This window comes from Pseudomonas nunensis (genome assembly GCF_024296925.1).
Lineage (GTDB): Bacteria > Pseudomonadota > Gammaproteobacteria > Pseudomonadales > Pseudomonadaceae > Aquipseudomonas > Aquipseudomonas nunensis.
In genome coordinates this window covers 5,115,917-5,133,255 of sequence record NZ_CP101125.1, presented here as the reverse complement: position 1 = coordinate 5,133,255, position 17,339 = coordinate 5,115,917, and the positions used below count along the sequence as shown (strand labels likewise).

General features: G+C 58.7%; 13 protein-coding genes and 1 pseudogene. 8 read left to right on the top strand and 6 right to left on the bottom strand.

The features are described from left to right. The first annotated feature begins 22 nt into the window (after positions 1-22). Positions 23-3,526 carry a dermonecrotic toxin domain-containing protein gene (locus NK667_RS22595; protein WP_054616107.1) on the top strand — a complete coding sequence of 1,168 codons (3,504 nt, stop codon included), beginning with the start codon at positions 23-25 and terminating at the stop codon, positions 3,524-3,526. 73 nt (positions 3,527-3,599) lie between these two features. Here the strand turns inward: NK667_RS22595 and NK667_RS22590 are convergent, their stop codons facing one another. Next, a complete protein-coding gene (locus tag NK667_RS22590; protein WP_054616106.1) occupies positions 3,600-4,391 on the bottom strand; it encodes an IclR family transcriptional regulator in 792 nt (263 codons plus the stop codon). A 165-nt stretch (positions 4,392-4,556) separates the two neighbouring features. On the opposite strand from NK667_RS22590, the gene hmgA reads away from it, so the two are divergent. The 4 genes from hmgA to NK667_RS22570 all read left to right on the top strand — a co-directional run bounded on the left by hmgA (position 4,557) and on the right by NK667_RS22570 (position 9,364). Continuing rightward, on the top strand, positions 4,557-5,861 hold the full coding sequence (hmgA, locus tag NK667_RS22585; RefSeq protein ID WP_054616105.1) for a homogentisate 1,2-dioxygenase: 1,305 nt from the start codon (positions 4,557-4,559) through the stop codon (positions 5,859-5,861). A 3-nt stretch (positions 5,862-5,864) separates the two neighbouring features. Continuing rightward, positions 5,865-7,169 carry a fumarylacetoacetase gene (gene fahA, locus NK667_RS22580; RefSeq protein ID WP_054616104.1) on the top strand — a complete coding sequence of 435 codons (1,305 nt, stop codon included), beginning with the start codon at positions 5,865-5,867 and terminating at the stop codon, positions 7,167-7,169. Positions 7,170-7,181: 12 nt separating this feature from the next. Then, a complete protein-coding gene (gene maiA, locus NK667_RS22575; RefSeq protein ID WP_054616103.1) occupies positions 7,182-7,817 on the top strand; it encodes a maleylacetoacetate isomerase in 636 nt (211 codons plus the stop codon). A 161-nt stretch (positions 7,818-7,978) separates the two neighbouring features. Next, positions 7,979-9,364, top strand: coding sequence for an MFS transporter (locus NK667_RS22570; RefSeq protein ID WP_054616102.1), 1,386 nt, complete (start codon positions 7,979-7,981; stop codon positions 9,362-9,364). A gap of 41 nt (positions 9,365-9,405) precedes the next feature. On the opposite strand, the gene NK667_RS22565 is transcribed toward NK667_RS22570, so the two are convergent. Continuing rightward, positions 9,406-10,209 carry a SirB1 family protein gene (locus NK667_RS22565; protein WP_054616101.1) on the bottom strand — a complete coding sequence of 268 codons (804 nt, stop codon included), beginning with the start codon at positions 10,207-10,209 and terminating at the stop codon, positions 9,406-9,408. Between the two features lie 183 nt (positions 10,210-10,392). On the opposite strand from NK667_RS22565, the gene NK667_RS22560 reads away from it, so the two are divergent. After that, on the top strand, positions 10,393-11,412 hold the full coding sequence (locus NK667_RS22560) for a Leu/Phe/Val dehydrogenase (protein ID WP_054049794.1): 1,020 nt from the start codon (positions 10,393-10,395) through the stop codon (positions 11,410-11,412). 149 nt (positions 11,413-11,561) lie between these two features. Here NK667_RS22560 and NK667_RS22555 read toward each other — a convergent pair. Continuing rightward, positions 11,562-11,816 (bottom strand): annotated as a pseudogene (locus NK667_RS22555) (YebG family protein); the annotation flags it as partial. Between the two features lie 317 nt (positions 11,817-12,133). On the opposite strand from NK667_RS22555, the gene NK667_RS22550 reads away from it, so the two are divergent. Further along, a complete protein-coding gene (locus tag NK667_RS22550) occupies positions 12,134-12,634 on the top strand; it encodes a phosphate-starvation-inducible protein PsiE (protein WP_054616100.1) in 501 nt (166 codons plus the stop codon). A 167-nt stretch (positions 12,635-12,801) separates the two neighbouring features. Here NK667_RS22550 and NK667_RS22545 read toward each other — a convergent pair whose 3' ends face one another. From NK667_RS22545 to NK667_RS22535, 3 genes are all read right to left on the bottom strand, one after another. After that, on the bottom strand, positions 12,802-13,119 hold the full coding sequence (locus NK667_RS22545) for a DUF3509 domain-containing protein (protein ID WP_054616099.1): 318 nt from the start codon (positions 13,117-13,119) through the stop codon (positions 12,802-12,804). Positions 13,120-13,329: 210 nt separating this feature from the next. Further along, positions 13,330-14,631 carry a serine/threonine transporter gene (locus NK667_RS22540; RefSeq protein WP_054616098.1) on the bottom strand — a complete coding sequence of 434 codons (1,302 nt, stop codon included), beginning with the start codon at positions 14,629-14,631 and terminating at the stop codon, positions 13,330-13,332. A gap of 63 nt (positions 14,632-14,694) precedes the next feature. Further along, a complete protein-coding gene (locus tag NK667_RS22535) occupies positions 14,695-16,071 on the bottom strand; it encodes an L-serine ammonia-lyase (protein WP_054616097.1) in 1,377 nt (458 codons plus the stop codon). A 135-nt stretch (positions 16,072-16,206) separates the two neighbouring features. Here NK667_RS22535 and NK667_RS22530 point away from each other — a divergent pair, with 135 nt between their 5' ends. Continuing rightward, positions 16,207-17,154, top strand: a complete 948-nt coding sequence (locus tag NK667_RS22530) for a LysR substrate-binding domain-containing protein (protein WP_054616096.1) — start codon at positions 16,207-16,209, stop codon at positions 17,152-17,154. Positions 17,155-17,339 lie beyond the last annotated feature (185 nt).

Sequence of the window (17,339 nt, the reverse complement as noted above, 5' to 3'; positions counted from 1 at the left end):
GGGTTAACAAAGGAATGTGCGCGTGAGTAATGAAAGTAAGCCGTTTTCGATTGTCCACGAAAAGATGATCGTGCTGAATGATGTGAATTCGATGATCGCTGACGAGTGCAATGCAGTGCCGGCGGTTGACGTAATGTTTCATGCGCTGTTAACGAATGCGCTGAGACAAATTAAACCTGATCTTGATGTGAATAAAATCTACATCAATAGAGTGGCTGTCGATCCCAAGGGTGGTTATCAACCCGTGGGGGCGCTGTTTCAAGTTGTCCAGGAGTGTCTCGAACGAGGGCTAAAACCCCAATACACGATCGGTGTTTATGGCGTGTACGATCAGCCAAATTCGACTTCGTTTTCGGCGCAAATCAAGACACTTGGTATCTATGACGTTGAGAAGCTGATTGAAACCATTCTCGTAAACCTAGTGCCGGGGTACGGGTTTCACTTGAATGACTATTGGGTGAGCGCCATCGGAACCGATGCCCAGGGACGGCAATTACTGGCGCCGAAGGATCGGCTGGAGCAGCTATACGCCAAGGCATTTTGGGCTGAGCTTGATCTGGTGGTACACAACGGACACTTCACCGCAGATGAACAAGGCTGGATCAATCGAACGTATTTAGCATCGCGTGTCTGGCCACAATCAATTTCCAATGTGTCTATTGTCGGGATTAATGGGGAGGTTCAGGTTTTACCTGCTGCATTTGTTATACAAATTGATGGCGCTACCAAGAATGAACTTATTCCTGCTAATGACGGGCGTACCTGTGCACTTTACCTGCCGAACGATGGGCTCAGGAGGTTCTCGGACTCTTTGAGTCTTCACCGGGCCATTACAGAACTGTTGAGCGTTGAAAGCAGCCGTAACGCCTTGCTTGAAGCATTGCCTGTTGAGGGGGCCAGCACTTTAAAGGGAACGCTTGGCGTGCGGTTCTTTAATATCAAAGATGATCTGTTCAATTATTGCGCGACCGGGCAGCTCGAAAAGCAGGCGCTCGATATCACTCACTACTGGAAGAAAACCCAGGAGACCGGCAGTGACTATGCAACAGTCATGGACTCACTTCGCCGCACACAAGGTTTGATTCAGGTGGCGGCCAATGGCAGCGCGCGAGCCGCTCGCTATTTGCAACAAGCCACAATGAATGACTGGCCGCAGTGGTTGAAAGTTGCTTCAAAAGCTGACCAGCAGCGTTATGTGGCACTGGAAAAAGCGCATCTGCAAAGTGAAGTCGAACTGCATGAGCGGGTAGGCAACGCCGTTTCACTAAAGGCTTACGCACGCGCAAGTGTTGAGCAGCATGTTTTTCAACGAACGGGGACGAAGATCGATCCAGACCATATTCTTGTAACGATTCGTCATGCCTTCCGACTCGGGGCAAAAAAGATCGAGCACGAAGAACGGATGACGCTGACAGAGCTTTCTATCAGCGGGCTGCACGATAAGAATGCCCGTTTTATCTTCCGCGTTGAAGGGCCGACGGCTGCTGTGCTGACGCAGGGCTTTGTCGAGTCGGTTATTGAAACTCTCGACCTGCGTGTGAAGTATCCCGACTATCGCCATTCGGTTTATCGTCAGACGGCGGTACAGGATGCACTGATTGAAACAGCGGGCAGGCTCACGGCGTTGTCGGTTTTCAGCGCACAACTTCAAAACCATCTCAAGCCGAAGGGCCTGGAGGTGGTCCAGCGCTGCAATCTGGGTGATCCGGCATTCGTGGTCTGGGGTGTGTTGTTCCGTAATGGTCACACTCCGTTCAAAGACATGATTGTCTATTCCCAGCCAAACCATCAGACACAGTTTCCGCATGTCTTGTACGCCCCCGGTGCGCCGGGTGGTCGGGATTGGTTTGAGTTTGCAAGTTATCTCGATTTGCAGAAACACATTGCCGGCTGGTGCGCGGGGTCAGCAGGGCTTGAGTATGTCGTTCAGCAATCCATTCCTGCTGACCAAGTAAAGATAGAGCGCGAGTTAAAAGAATCTGGTGCGCTGGCCATGGCAGGCAAGACCAACGACATCAAGTTTGTCGACTGGAGAGTTGAACCGAAAAGGCCCTTGCGCATGAGTGTTCAACAAGCGATTGAATCGGCTGATCAGGCGCAAAGGACCTCGACCCCTGACTGGTTCAAAGCAGCCACTTTGGCAGACCGCCAGACGTTTGCGCGATTGCACACCGAGCACAAGGCCATTTTTGCGCTGACCAAAGAGCAGGGAAACATCATTCCGTTTCAAACGTTTGCTCGTGACCTGGTAAAGCGTGAACTCAATCAATATCTACGCCGCTCGGGTCCGCACGCGGAACTGGATCCGGATCAGATTGAAGTCAATCTCAAAGGCCACAGTGCCATGACACTGACTCAGCTCTTTATAAACTGGGAAGCGTGGCGATCCGATACCAGCCCTTTTATTCAGGCATTTGCCTGGGTTCACCCTGCGGCGAGTGTAGTTGTGCAGATCAAAGATACGGTGCGTACCGCAACGTTCAAATCGAGGGATGGGAAAAACCTCGACAGGCTCAATGGTGCAGTCATCAGTGAACTGATCGATTTATTGCCTGGTGATAAATATATTGCGTATCTGAAAAAAGACTTCGTCGGCGGTAAGCCCGAGGACCGTTCTGCTCGTGCTGCTTTATACGGCAAGCTTAAGCAGAACAGGATGCAGAGGGATGCGCTGGTTCAGAAAGTCAAAGGCAAGCTTACGCCGGAGCGCTATGACTGGTTAAAAACAATCCTGGATCGCCTGGATACTGATACCCATTCTTTTCCTTCAAACGGTTGGATATATGGCTGCTACTTGAAGGGAAAACGTGTAGATGGCGCTTACTGGTTCGCTGGGACAGTCAACGGGCGTTCGGAAAACATACTGTATCTACCAGGCTCGGTAGAAGAAGAAATGTTCCGTACGGCCGACGATATCAATGCGGATCTGCGTGGCGGCGCTTTAAAAAACACCATTCTGGAGTGTGTTCGGTTGCAAGACCGAGCAACAGTGGAGAATTACTTTCACGAAATTCGGCAGCGCAAATCAGCGCTCGAGCTTTCCGGGTTGAAAATGGCGATTACCGCTCTTCACTATGAATACGCGCCGATGGTGGATCGCTTTATTGCCGATGTAGATCATCAGACGACAAGTTTTTCCGAAGCGTTCTGGCGCGACACGATGATAGTGGTCGAGTTTGTCGCTGATGTTGCCTCGCTGTTCATTCCTCCGGTGGGATTGGTGGCAAGCTTGCTTAAAGCCACCCGTTCCATCGTACTAGGAATAGGCGCCTACAATAATGGCGATGATAAAGCGGCGAATGCTCACTTCGCCGCGGCCTGGGTAGGGCTTATTACTGCATACCTGGGCAAGGCATCGGGCATCGGTGGAATTGGGGCCGGCATGGATACCTTCTCGAAGATAAACGATTACGCCAACCTTGTTTCGGCCGCGACCGGGGTAACCGTGGGCGTGAATTATCTGACTTATGTGGCCAGCCAAACGATTCCAAGTACGCACGGGATGGCAACCACTCGTATTAGTTGATACCCGCAACGGACACGCAGTTTTACGCAGTTGAAAAGAGGCACTGATCAGTGCCTTTTTTCATTGAGTCAATTCAAAGCCCAGGTGTTGGGTGATAACCCATCCGCCAACTCACGGCCCGGGTCGCCGCCAGCAAGCGCTGCGCCGCCGGGCCGTCTTCATCTGCGTGGAATAGTGAAGTCGGGCCAACGATGGTCAGCACCGCAGCCACGTTGCCCACGGCATTGAACACTGGCGCGGACAACGCATCGACGCCGGGCATCAGCAAGCCGTGAACATGGTGCAAGCCGCGATCACGGATCTGCTCGCACAAGGTTGCATAGACCTGATCGTCAGCCAGTGCATGCGCTGCACTGGCCTGAATTTCCAGCTCGCGCAATTCCACGGTTTCCCGGCTCGGCAGGAATGCGCTGAACACCAGTCCTGTGGACGAACTCAGCAACGGCAGCACCGACCCCAGTTGCGTCACGACGGTTACCGCGCGCACCGCCGGTTCGATGTGCACCACGGTCGCGCCCTGATTGCCCCACACCGCCAAAAAACAGGTTTCGTTCAAGTCATCGCGCAGCTCGGCCAGGGGCAGGGCGGCGACTTTCAGCACGTCCATACTGTTGAGTGCGGCGAGGCCCACGCGCAGGGCTTCACGGCCGAGGCCGTAATGGTTGGTGGCGGTGTTCTGCTCGGCAAAACCGCTGGCGATCAAAGCCTGCAAATAGCGATGAACCTTGCTCGCCGGCATCTGCACGTGTTCGGCCAGGCGCGACAACGAGGTCGACGGCGACAGTTCGGCCAGGGCCTTGAGGATGTCAGTGCCGACCTCGGCCGAGCGGACTTTCTGTTTATCGTTGTTGCGCGGCTTTTCCATGGAGGCGGTGTGATCCCGGGACGAATGGGCGTCTTTATAGCTTGACGGTCAATACCAATCAAATTACGTTAAGCGTAATTGGATTACGATAAAAATAACCCGGGCGTGCCAAGACCTCTGCAACAGAGCGACAGGCCATTGCCTACTCCCTGTTCAGGAGGCTCCATGAACCTCGATTCAACGGCGCCAGCGCTGGCTTACCAGTCAGGCTTCGGCAACGAATTCAGCAGTGAAGCGTTGCCCGGCGCATTGCCCGTCGGCCAGAACTCCCCGCAAAAAGTCCCGTACGGCCTCTACACCGAACTGTTCTCCGGCACCGCATTCACCATGGCCCGCAGCGAAGCGCGGCGTACCTGGATGTACCGCATTCAGCCATCGGCCAATCACCCGGCGTTCGTCAAACTTGACCGGCAACTGGCCGGCGGCGCCTTGGGTGAAGTGACCCCCAATCGCCTGCGCTGGAACCCGCTGGACATCCCGAGCGAGCCCACTGATTTCATCGACGGGCTGGTGAGCATGGCCGCCAACTCGGGTGCGGAAAAACCGTCCGGGATCAGCATCTACAGCTACCGTGCCAACCGCTCCATGGAGCGTGTGTTCTTCAATGCCGACGGCGAATTGCTGCTGGTGCCGGAACTGGGGCGTCTGCGCATCGCCACCGAACTCGGCGTGCTGGAGCTGGAGCCACTGCAAATCGCCGTGCTGCCACGCGGTCTGAAATTCCGCGTCGAACTACTCGACCCGCACGCTCGCGGCTACATCGCCGAAAACCACGGTGCTCCGCTGCGCCTGCCGGACCTCGGGCCGATCGGCAGCAACGGTCTGGCCAACCCACGGGACTTCCTGACTCCGGTGGCGCGTTACGAAGACCTCAAGCAGCCGACCACCTTGGTGCAGAAATTCCTCGGTCAGTTGTGGGGCTGCGAGCTCAATCACTCGCCGCTGAACGTGGTGGCCTGGCACGGCAATAACGTGCCGTACAAATATGACCTGCGCCGTTTCAACACTATCGGCACGGTGAGTTTCGATCACCCGGATCCGTCGATTTTCACCGTCCTGACCTCGCCGACCAGCGTCCACGGCTTGGCGAATCTGGACTTTGTGATCTTCCCGCCGCGCTGGATGGTGGCCGAGAAAACCTTCCGCCCACCTTGGTTCCACCGCAATCTGATGAACGAATTCATGGGCCTGATCAAGGGCGAATACGACGCCAAGGCCGAAGGTTTCGTGCCCGGCGGTGCTTCGCTGCACAGCTGCATGAGCGCCCACGGCCCGGACGGCGAGAGTTGCACCAAAGCGATCAACGCCGAACTCGCCCCGGCGAAAATAGACAACACCATGGCCTTCATGTTCGAGACCAGCCAAGTGCTGCGCCCGAGCCAGTTCGCCCTCGAATGCCCGCAATTGCAATCCAGTTATGACGCCTGCTGGGCTACGCTGCCCGTCACTTTTGATCCGACCCGGAGATAACCCATGACTCAGACTTCCATCCCTCGTAGCTGGGTTGCCTCCGCCAACGGCCACACCGATTTCCCGTTGCAGAACCTGCCATTGGGCGTGTTCAGCGCGAAGGGTTCGGCACCGCGCAGCGGCGTGGCCATCGGCGAACATATTTTCGATCTGGAAGCGGCGCTGGACGCCGGTCTGTTTGACGGCGCCGCACGCACAGCGGTTGAAGCGACCCGTGGCGGTCAGCTCAACGCGTTCTTCGAATTGGGCCGCGACGCCCGCGTTGCCCTGCGCGAACGCCTGCTGGAACTGTTCGCCGAGGGCAGCACCCTGCACGGCAAGATCGAAGCCCAGGGCGCAAAACTGCTGCCACTGGCGGCGAATTGCGTGATGCACCTGCCGGCGAAGATCAGCGACTACACCGACTTCTATGTCGGCATCGAGCACGCGCAAAACGTCGGCAAACTGTTTCGCCCGGACAACCCTTTGCTGCCGAACTACAAGTACGTGCCGATCGGTTATCACGGCCGCGCCTCGACCATTCGCCCGTCGGGCACCGACGTGCGTCGTCCGAAGGGCCAGACCCTGCCGGCCGGTCAGACCGAGCCAACGTTCGGCCCATGCGCGCGCCTGGATTACGAACTGGAACTGGGGATCTGGATTGGTCAGGGCAACGAGATGGGCGACTCCATCGCGATTGGCGATGCGGCGGATCACATCGCCGGTTTCTGCCTGCTCAATGACTGGTCTGCGCGGGATATCCAGGCCTGGGAATACCAGCCGCTGGGGCCGTTCCTGTCGAAAAGTTTCATCACCAGCATTTCGCCGTGGGTGGTGACGGCCGAAGCGCTGGAGCCATTCCGTCGCGCGCAACCGGCACGTCCGGAAGGCGACCCGCTGCCGCTTCCGTACCTCACGGACAAACGCGATCAGGATGGCGGTGCTTTCGACATCGAACTGGAAGTGCTGCTGCTCACCGAAACCATGCGCGAGCAAAACCTGCCGGCTCATCGCCTGACCCTGAGCAACACCAAACACATGTACTGGACCGTGGCGCAAATGGTCGCGCACCACAGCGTCAACGGTTGTCAATTGCAGGCCGGTGACCTGTTCGGTTCGGGCACGTTGTCCGGCCCGGAAAGCGGTCAGTTTGGCAGCTTGCTGGAAATCACCGAGGGCGGCAAAAAGCCGATCGAGCTGGCTTCCGGCGAAGTCCGTAAATTCCTTGAGGACGGTGATGAAATCATCCTCCGCGCTCGCTGCAGCCGCGACGGTTTTGCCTCGATCGGTTTCGGCGAATGCCGTGGCAAAGTCGTGCCGGCGCGTTAAGAGGAGCGGGGCATGGAACTCTATACCTACTACCGTTCGACCTCGTCGTACCGTGTGCGTATTGCGTTGGCGCTGAAGGGGCTGGATTACCAGGCCCTTCCGATCAACCTGATCGCACCGCCCGGTGGCGAGCATCGACAGCCGCCGTATCTGGCGATCAATCCGCAAGGTCGGGTGCCGGCTGTGCGCACTGACGAAGGTGAGCTGCTGATCCAGTCGCCGGCGATCATCGAGTACCTGGAGGAACGTTATCCACAGATGCCGCTGCTGTCGAAAGACCTCGCCGCCCGCGCTCACGAACGCGGCGTGGCGGCGGTCATCGGTTGCGATGTGCATCCGCTGCACAACGTCAGCGTGCTCAACAAACTGCGCCAGTTGGGTCACGACGAACCGCAGGTGGTGGAGTGGATCGGGCACTGGATCAGCCTGGGCCTGGCGACGGTGGAGCAGTTGATCGGTGATGCCGGTTATTGCTTCGGTGGTGAGCCGGGGCTGGCGGACGTTTACCTGATCCCGCAGTTGTATGCGGCGCAGCGTTTCAACATTTCGTTGGAGGCGTATCCGAGGATTCGTCGGGTTGCAGCGCTGGCCGCGACACACCCGGCGTTCATAAAAGCGCACCCGGCCAACCAGCCCGACACCCCTTAAAGCATCACCCCAATCCCCATTGTGGGAGCGGGCTTGCTCGCGAATGCGGTGTGTCAGCTCCATAGATGCTGACTGACACTCCCTCTTCGCGAGCAAGCCCGCTCCCACAGGGGGAATTCGGGGCTGCATCAACACCATAAAAACAAAACAGGTACCTCGCGATGCACAACCAGATTGCCAGCTTCCGGGCGGCACTCGACGCCCGTCCTGTGTCCCGTTATCAGTGGTTGCTCCTGTTGCTTCTGGCATTGTTGCTCGTCACCGACGGCTACGACGCGCAAGTCCTCGGCTACGTGGTGCCTGCCCTGGCTCAGGATTGGGGCCTGGAAAAAGCCGCGTTCGGCCCGGTGTTCAGCGCCAACCTGCTGGGCCTGACCCTCGGCTCCCTTGCTGTGACACCGTTGGCGGATCGCTTCGGCGTGCGGCGGATTCTGCTGTGCTGCGTGCTGATCTACGCCACCCTCACGGTGCTGATGGTGTTCGCCGATTCCCTCAACACCTTGATGGCCGCGCGCTTCATTTGCGGGATCGGCATGGGCGGGGCGATGCCCAGCGCGATGGCGTTGATGTCGGAATATTCGCCGCCACGTCTGCGCACGTTGATGGTGGCCTTGGCGGCTTGCGGGTTTTCCTTCGGCGGCGCGGCGGGCGGGTTTGTCGCGGCGGGTTTTATCGACAGCTTTGGCTGGCAAGCGGTGTTCCTTGCCGGTGGTGTCACGCCGTTGCTGCTGTTCCCGTTTCTGGCCTGGTTTCTGCCTGAATCCTTGCCGCGCCTGCTGCGCGATGCGCCTCCTTACGCACGCTTGCGCAAAGTCACCGCGCGGATGCTGCCAGACTGGCAACCGCCCGCCGTATCAATCGCGCAAAACGAACAAGAGCAGGGCAGCAAACTGACGGTGCTGGAATTGTTTCGCAACGGTTATGCGCGCCCGACGCTGCTGATCTGGGCGACGTTTTTTGTCAGCCTGATCCTGCTGTATTTCATGATCAGTTGGCTGCCGACGCTGTTGCTGGAAAGTGGCTTGAAACTCAATGAAGCCAACTTGGTAACGTCGATGTTCCTGTTTGCCGGCACTGTTGGCGCGATCTGCATGGCCTGGTTTGCCGACCGCCTCAAAAGCAAAGTGCGTCTGTTGTCATGCGTGCTGGCTGCGGCGGCGCTGTGCACGATTCTGCTGGGCCTCAATCACGACAACCCGCGTTATCTGGTGGCCAGCGTGTTTGCTGCCGGGTTCTGCATCATCGGCGGGCAGCTGACCCTCAACGCCTTCGCCAGTAATTTCTACCCGGCACAGGTGCGCGCCACCGGCACCGGTTGGGCGTTGGGCGTGGGACGTTTCGGTTCGATCCTCGGGCCGCTGTTTGGCAGCATGCTGCTGGCGATGCACATTCCTGTGCAGCAGATATTCTTCTTCTGCGCGATACCGGCGGTGATTGCGGCGTTGTTCATCATTCAGGTGCGTTCGCCATCAGGAACAACCCCAACCCCTGTAGGAGCGAGGCTTGCCCGCGAAGACGGCGGGACATCCAATATTGATGTTGGCTGACACACCGCTTTCGCGGGCAAGCCTCGCTCCTACAAGGGCGGTCAGTGAACGACGGAGTTTGGCGGAAGGTGCCCCAATCGCTCCGTCAGGCGAATCCGCTGGATCGGGTCGTCGCTGAGCAGCAGGGCATGTTCCAGGTCGAAGCGCTCGGCGTTCGGGCAGTCGAGCCGCTGATAGAGGCTGGCCCGGGCCAGGTAATCGGAGGCGCTGCCGTTGCCCAGTTCCAGCACGCGCTCGGCGTCCACCAGGGCGCCGATGTAGTCATCGTTGGTGAGGTGCAACTGGCGCAGGTTGCGTGACAGGCGCTGGAGCATGTGCACCGGATCGGCCGTCAGCAAATGTTCGGCACTGAGTTTGATGTTCGGTCCGTACTGGCGCTGCAGCAAATCGCGGCAGTCGTTGGGATACAAGCGGCGCCCGCCACACGGGTCCAGCAGGTGATCGGCGCCCTGCACGCGCAGCAGGAAATGCCCGGGAAAGTTGACCCCGACCATGGGGATCTCGAGCCTTCTGGCCAGCTCCAGCGCAATCAGGCCCAAGGCCAGCGGTTGGCCGCGACGGCGCTCCAGCACTTTGTGAATCAAGGCAACTTGCGGACGCAGCGGGGTGAAATCGTCCTGGGCGAACCCCAGGTCATTCATGCGCCGCAACAACGGCTGGGCCAGTTCGCTCACAGGTAGCATCGGCAGGCCGGCACTGACCCGCAGTTGCAGCTCCGTGAATTCTGCCAGTACGACCTCGGGATTCATCTCGACATCGTGTTCGGCCGCAATCCACAGCGCCGCCTCGAACAGCGCGGGCGGTGAGCGTTGCAGACAGGCGAAGAAGCGTTGGCGCGGGGTCATCAAAATCTCCGGGGAATGCCTCGTTTTAGCCCTGCCAAACGCTTTCGTCCAGTGTCGCGCGCGGACGGTTGCAGGTTATGTCCGAAAGCCCTCAAAGGCTCGCTGCTTATTCCGGTGCGCTTCAGCAATTTTCAGGCGCAAGCCTATACTGGCGACTACCAGAAGTGATTCGGGAGCCCTACGATGTTCGCTCTCATGCAAAGCACTCGCCTTGAATCGCTACACCTTAGCGTAGACCCGGTCACCGGGTTGAAGGCAGTGATTGCCATTCATAACAGCCACCTGGGGCCTGCCCTGGGCGGTTGTCGTTACCTTGCCTATCCCAGCGACGAATCCGCCGTCGAGGACGCCATTCGCCTCGCCCAAGGCATGAGCTACAAAGCGGCCCTGGCTGGCCTGGCCCAAGGCGGTGGCGTTGCGGTGATCGTGCGCCCGGCCCATGTGGAAAACCGTGGGGCGCTGTTCGAAGCCTTCGGGCGTTGCATCAATCAGCTCGACGGCCGCTACATCACGGCGATCGACAGCGGCACTTCGGTGGCGGACATGGATTGCATCGCCCAACAGACCCAACACGTCACCAGCACCACCTCGGCGGGCGACCCTGCGCCTCACGCGGCGATGGGCGTGTTCACCGGCATTCGTGCCACCGCCATGGCCCGGCTCGGCAGCGATAACCTCGAAGGCTTGCGCGTGGCCATTCAGGGGTTGGGTAACGTCGGTTTTGCCTTGGCGGAGCAACTGCATGCCGCCGGTGCCGAACTGCTGGTCAGCGACATTGATCACGGCAAGGTGCAACTCGCCATGGAACAACTCGGCGCCCACCCGATTGCCAACGACGCGTTGCTCAGCACCCCGTGCGACATCCTCGCGCCGTGTGGTCTGGGCGGTGTGCTCAACAGCCACAGCGTGACGCAACTGCGCTGCTCGGCAGTGGCCGGCTCGGCCAACAATCAACTGACGCACCTGGACGTTGCCGATCAGCTTGAGCGGCGCGGGATTCTGTATGCGCCGGATTACGTGATCAATTCCGGTGGGCTGATTTACGTGTCGCTCAAACACCGTGGTGAAGAGCTGGCGACCATCACCGCGCACCTGTCGAAAATCGCCTCGCGGCTGACCGAAGTCTTCGCCCATGCCCAAGCGGAAAAACGCTCGCCGGCACGGGTGGCGGATGAGTTGGCGGAGAAAGTGTTGTATCGCTGATTTCCGGTCATTAAAAAGGCCCTGAGCCATTCGACTCAGGGCCTATTCAATTCGGGCTCTGCTTACTTGACGGCTTTGACTGCTTTCGCAGGCTTGACCGGCTCGGCGGCTTCAGCCACCTCTTCAGGTTTCGCTGTTTCAACGACTTCAGCAGGCGCGCTCAGCAATTCGGACAAGGCGTCCGGCTGGCTCTTGAACGCCTTGGCGAACACATCGCGGTTCTTCGCCATATAAATCCCGGCTTCTTCCACTTGCTGCTCGCTCAGGGACGGCACGGCTTTTTGCAACACTTCAGCCAGCAATTCGGCCAGTTCGAGCATTTTGTCATGACGGTCAGCTTCGGCTTTATCCATGAACAAGCGCTCCAGATCTCGGCTGCTGCGGTATACCACTTCGACGGCCATTCACCACCTCACATGCCTTCACATTAAGTTGTCTTCGCGACTACTGTATCTATATACAGCGAAAAGGATAAGCGAATCCCTGCGCTTTGGGTAGTGGCATTTCAATGTAGACCGAAATTGGCATTTGTTCAGGTGCACCGTGTCGTTTCATTCGCGAGCAGGCTCGCTCCCACAAGGGTGCGACCAAACGCCACGGCGCGGGTTTTAGAGCACATCGCCATCATGTTGCGGCAGCCTCTGGCCTTTTTTCTGCATGCAGAACAACCGTCACGTCCAACCCGCATCATCCGCTCGAACCGAGCTAAGGAAGAATCATCGTGAAAATCAACTGGGCCGAGAACCTGCGGCAAAACGTGCATCAACTGGCCGAGTCACTGGGCAACCTGTTCGTCGAGACCTTCCACTACCTGGCGCTGTTCGCCATCGGAGCGGTGACCGCATGGGCGGCGGTGATGGAATTCTTGCAGATGATCGAGGCGGGGCACATCAAGATCGATGACATCCTGCTGCTGTTCATCTACCTGGAATTGGGGGCAATGGTCGGGATTTACTTCAAGACCAACCACATGCCGGTGCGCTTCCTGATCTACGTGGCGATCACTGCGCTGACGCGACTGCTGATTTCCAACGTCTCGCACCACAACCCGCCGGACATCGGCATCATCTACCTGTGCGGCGGGATTCTGCTGCTGGCGTTTTCGATTCTGGTGGTGCGTTACGCCTCGTCACAATTTCCCTCGGTGAAGATCGAGAACCCGCAGCGCAAGATCGGCACGGGTTCCAGTGAACATCCCGAGGTCGAGAAGGGCGAGCTTTGACAAATTCATGCCTTGCCTAAGGATGGGGTCAGCGCTGGATTCGCTTAAAGCTATATTTGCTGCACAGTAAATATGCTTTTTATGCTGAATATTCTGATGAATAGACATGTGATAGTCACCGCTTCCCTTCCGACCGATCAGTGCCCGGAAGGGGAGAAGGGCGAGCTCTAAAGGCGCATGGCTGGCCGTGCGTGACCTTTGACTTGAGGCGGCGGCAGGTTGCGATTGTCGCCGTCGGTCATGGCTTCGAGGATGGCCATGGCGCTGTGGCCCTGTTCGATGGCGATGCCGAACTGAATGCTTTGCACCAGGCGCTTGAGGCGCTTGGGGTCGTTGCGCTGTTCGGCGCTGATCATGCGTTTGGCGACCACGCGGCCACTGTTGGAGAGGGTCAGCATGATGCTGCCGTCCAGCCCCTGAATGCTCAGGTTGATCTGATAGTCCGGCGCAAAGGCATCGGTAATGAGCTGAAAAGGGTTGTCCATGATGCGTCACCGCCTGATTGAACGTGCAGTTGTTGACCGGCCGTGATCGGGTTGGTTCGCAATACCAGACCATCGGCATTCCATGTTCATGCGCTTTCGTCCGTGTCGCATAACGGATGTAGCAAGGGCCATGCCGGGAAAACTGTCGGACAATGATCACGGCAAAAAAACGGCGGGCACTATGGCCCGCCGTATTTTTATCTGCCCGATTCAGGGCAGGAATGAATAGATGATCGCAGACAGTGCAATCAAGCCGATCAACACCACGAACACATTCGAAGCCTGGCCGGAGTACTGGCGCAAGGCCGGCACGCGGCGGATCGCGTACATCGGCATCAGGAACAACAGGCACGCGATGATCGGCCCGCCGAGGGTTTCGATCATGCCGAGGATGCTCGGGTTGAACGTGGCCACGGCCCAGCAGCTGAGAATCATGAACAGCGCAGTGATGCGGTTCAGCCAGCTCGACGACATCACCCGGCCACGGCCGCGCAGGCTTTTCACGATCAAGCCTTGAAAGCCTTCGCTGGCGCCGATGTAGTGGCCCAGGAAAGATTTGGTGATCGCCACCAGCGCAATCAACGGCGCGGCGTAAGCGATGACCGGGGTCTGGAAGTGGTTGGCCAGGTACGACAGGATCGAGATGTTCTGCGCCTTGGCGGCGGCCAGATCAGCCGGCGACAGGGCCAGCACGCAACTGAAGCAGAAGAACATCACCGTCACCACCATCATCGCGTGGGCGATGGCGAGGATGCCGCTGCTTTTACGTTCTGCCTGGGCGCCGTAGCGCTGCTTTTGATCGACCGCAAACGCCGAGATGATTGGCGAATGGTTGAACGAGAACACCATCACCGGAATCGCCAGCCACAGCGTCTTGAAGAACAACGGCAGCGGCATGCCTTCGCTGGCGGTGGCGAAGAACGCGCCGTTCCAGTTCGGGATCAGGCTCAGGCCGAGCAGCAGCAACGCGGCGACGAACGGGTAAACCAGCACGCTCATGCATTTGACGATGACGCCCTGACCGCAACGCACGATCGCCATCAAGCCGAGGATCAGCACCAGCGAAAGGATCGCCCGGGGCGGCGGGGCGATGTGCAACTGGTGCTCCATGAAACTGCTCAGGGTGTTGGTCAGCGCCACGCTGTACACCAGCAGAATCGGGAAGATCGCGAAGAAATACAGCAGCGTGATCAGCTTGCCGGCGCCGATGCCGAAGTGTTCCTCCACCACTTCCGTGATGTCGCCCGAACGCCCGGACAGCACGAAGCGGGTCAGGCCTCGGTGGGCAAAGAAAGTCATCGGGAACGCCAGCAACGCGAGGATCAACAGCGGCCAGAAACCACCGACACCGGCGTTGATCGGCAGGAACAACGTGCCCGCGCCGATCGCCGTGCCATAGAGGCCAAGCATCCAGGTGGTGTCGAATTTACTCCAGCCTTTGTGGGCAATTTCGCTATCGCGTGTAAGGTCTACAGCAGGGTTATCGGCAGCAGGTGTACGTACATCGGTCATCGTTTTTGGCCTCGTTATTATTCTTGCTCGGGCTCACGCGTTACGGACGGTCGGAAGTGCGCCTCAGCACTCCACCCAGCTCACCGCCAGGCCGCCCCGTGAAGTCTCTTTGTATTTGTCGTGCATATCGGCGCCGGTATCGCGCATGGTGCGGATCACTCGGTCCAGGGAAATGAAGTGCTTGCCGTCGCCGCGCAGGGCCATTTGCGTGGCGTTGATCGCCTTGACTGCCGCGATGGCATTGCGCTCGATGCACGGCACTTGCACCAGGCCGCCGACCGGGTCGCAGGTCAGGCCTAGGTTATGTTCCAGTCCGATTTCAGCTGCGTTTTCCAGTTGCTCGGGCGTTGCGCCGAGCACGTCGGCCAAACCCGCAGCAGCCATCGCGCAGGCGGAGCCGACTTCACCCTGGCAGCCAACTTCGGCACCGGAGATCGAGGCGTTTTTCTTGCACAGAATGCCGACGGCCGCCGCGCCCAGAAAGAACGCGACCACGTCATCGTCAGACGCGTCCGGGTTGAATTTCATGTAGTAGTGCAGCACCGCCGGAATGATCCCCGCCGCGCCGTTGGTAGGTGCGGTGACCATCCGTCCGCCCGCCGCGTTTTCTTCGTTCACGGCGAGGGCGAACAGGTTGACCCATTCCATCGCCGACAGCGTCGAAGTGATGACATTCGGTTTGCCGATTTCCAACAGACTGCGGTGCAATTTCGCCGCGCGACGCGGAACATTCAGACCGCCGGGCAGGATGCCTTCATGCAGCAGGCCTTGTTCGACGCACTCGCGCATCACCGACCAGATATGCAGCAAGCCCTGGCGGATCTCGGCGTCGCTGCGCCAGGCCCGCTCGTTTTCCATCATCAACTCGGAAACCCGCAGGCCATGCTGGTTGCACAGCTTGAGCAACTCGGCGGCGCTGGAGAAATCGTAGGGCAGCACCACGTCGCTGGTCGGCGCGATGCCGGACTCGGCTTCGGCTGCTTCGATGATGAAACCGCCGCCAACCGAGTAGTACGTTTGCTCCCACAACTCACCGGTTTCGCCAAAGGCTGTAAGAGACATCGCATTGGGGTGGTAGGGCAGGCTCTCGTCGAGCAGCAGGAGATCGCGTTGCCAGTTGAAGGCAATCGTGGTGTTGCCAGCCAGTGACAGTTCGCCGGTTTCGCGCAGGTGCTGGATGCGGCTATCGATGCTGGTCGGATCGATGCTGTCCGGCCACTCGCCCATCAAGCCCATGACGCAGGCGCGGTCGGTGGCATGACCGACGCCGGTGGCCGACAGGGAACCGTAGAGACGGATTTCCACGCGCCGTACGTCGGCCAGCAATTGCTGGTCAATCAAGGCTTGGGCGAAGGTCGCGGCGGCGCGCATCGGGCCCACGGTGTGGGAGCTGGACGGACCGATGCCAACTTTGAAGAGATCGAAAACACTGATAGCCATGCTAAAGCCTATACAAGCAATGGAAGAGAAATCGCTGCCATTTTTGTAGGACAAGCGCAATGTCGGCGATACTGCCCACCTCGGTCCTACGTGACCAACGAAACTTCCTAAGACAGCCTTTAGCAGGACTAAACGATGAGTCGTCAATTACACGCCCAGACTTACGCCTGGTTGCACGTGTTTTCCTGTGCCGCGCGGCACTTGTCGTTCACCCGTTGCGCCGAAGAACTGCACATCACGCCGGGTGCGGTCAGCCAGCAAATCCGACAACTGGAAGAGCGCCTGGGCTTTCGCCTGTTTCATCGGCGCGCGCGTGGCGTGGAATTGAGCGCTGAGGGCCAGCGACTGGCCATCACCGTCAACGAGGCTTACGGCAGCATCGATGCGGAATTGCGACGACTGGACGCCGGGATGATCAGCGGGATTTTGCGGTTGCGCTCGATTCCATCCTTCCTGAGCAAGTGGCTGACCCCGCGCCTGCCACGTTTGCAGCAACGATTCCCGGACATTCAGCTGCGCCTGGTGGCCGAGGACAGCAGCGTGCCGTTGCACGAGGGCGACTTCGACTTGGCCATCGACCTGAACGACGGCAGTTATCCCGGATTGTTATCCACAGCCTTGCTCGACGAGCAGATCTTCCCGGTGTGCGCGCCGAGCCTGTTGCGCGGTCGCCCGCCGCTGCACGGCCCGGCAGACCTTGTGCATTTCCCCTTGCTGCACGACATCACCGCCTGGCGTGGCAGTTACGAGTACGCGGAATGGGAGTTCTACCTCAACGCCATCGGCTTCGAGGGCGCCGACGTACGGCGCGGGCACACCTTCAATCGCAATCACCTGACCATCGAAGCGGCAATTGCCGGCATGGGCGTGGCGATTGCGCGGCGTACGCTACTGAACGATGAGTTGGAGCGGGGGACGTTAATCGTGCCGTTTGGCCTGGCGGTGCCGAACCACAAACGCTACGTGCTGCTGTATGCGCCAGGGGCGCTGAGCCATCCGGGCGTGCGGGCGGTGCATGACTGGCTGGTGGAAGAGGCGGGGATTTTTCGGAGTCTGCATCCACTGGCGGAGCAGCAGATGTGAGGAATTGTGACAAAGAAGCGTTGCGACCCAACTCCCGACCTTAACAGCGCTTTTGGCCGTTGTCCGGCTTTTTTTGCGAATCCATATTTATCTTTTTTTAGGGGTTGAAATGTTCTGCGCACACACCGATTGTGTAAGTAAGAGGTCACGGTGATGACGCCCAAGGGCCAGCCGATCGGCCTCTC

Bases quoted from the DNA above. Each gene is read 5' to 3' on its own strand.
- hmgA (WP_054616105.1), top strand. From the start codon at position 4,557: ATGAACCTCGATTCAACGGCGCCAGCGCTGGCTTACCAGTCAGGCTTC.
- NK667_RS22530 (WP_054616096.1), top strand. From the start codon at position 16,207: ATGAGTCGTCAATTACACGCCCAGACTTACGCCTGGTTGCACGTGTTT.
- NK667_RS22570 (WP_054616102.1), top strand. From the start codon at position 7,979: ATGCACAACCAGATTGCCAGCTTCCGGGCGGCACTCGACGCCCGTCCT.
- fahA (WP_054616104.1), top strand. From the start codon at position 5,865: ATGACTCAGACTTCCATCCCTCGTAGCTGGGTTGCCTCCGCCAACGGC.
- maiA (WP_054616103.1), top strand. From the start codon at position 7,182: ATGGAACTCTATACCTACTACCGTTCGACCTCGTCGTACCGTGTGCGT.
- NK667_RS22590 (WP_054616106.1), bottom strand. From the start codon at position 4,391: ATGGAAAAGCCGCGCAACAACGATAAACAGAAAGTCCGCTCGGCCGAG.
- NK667_RS22560 (WP_054049794.1), top strand. From the start codon at position 10,393: ATGTTCGCTCTCATGCAAAGCACTCGCCTTGAATCGCTACACCTTAGC.
- NK667_RS22565 (WP_054616101.1), bottom strand. From the start codon at position 10,209: ATGACCCCGCGCCAACGCTTCTTCGCCTGTCTGCAACGCTCACCGCCC.
- NK667_RS22545 (WP_054616099.1), bottom strand. From the start codon at position 13,119: ATGGACAACCCTTTTCAGCTCATTACCGATGCCTTTGCGCCGGACTAT.
- NK667_RS22535 (WP_054616097.1), bottom strand. From the start codon at position 16,071: ATGGCTATCAGTGTTTTCGATCTCTTCAAAGTTGGCATCGGTCCGTCC.
- NK667_RS22540 (WP_054616098.1), bottom strand. From the start codon at position 14,631: ATGACCGATGTACGTACACCTGCTGCCGATAACCCTGCTGTAGACCTT.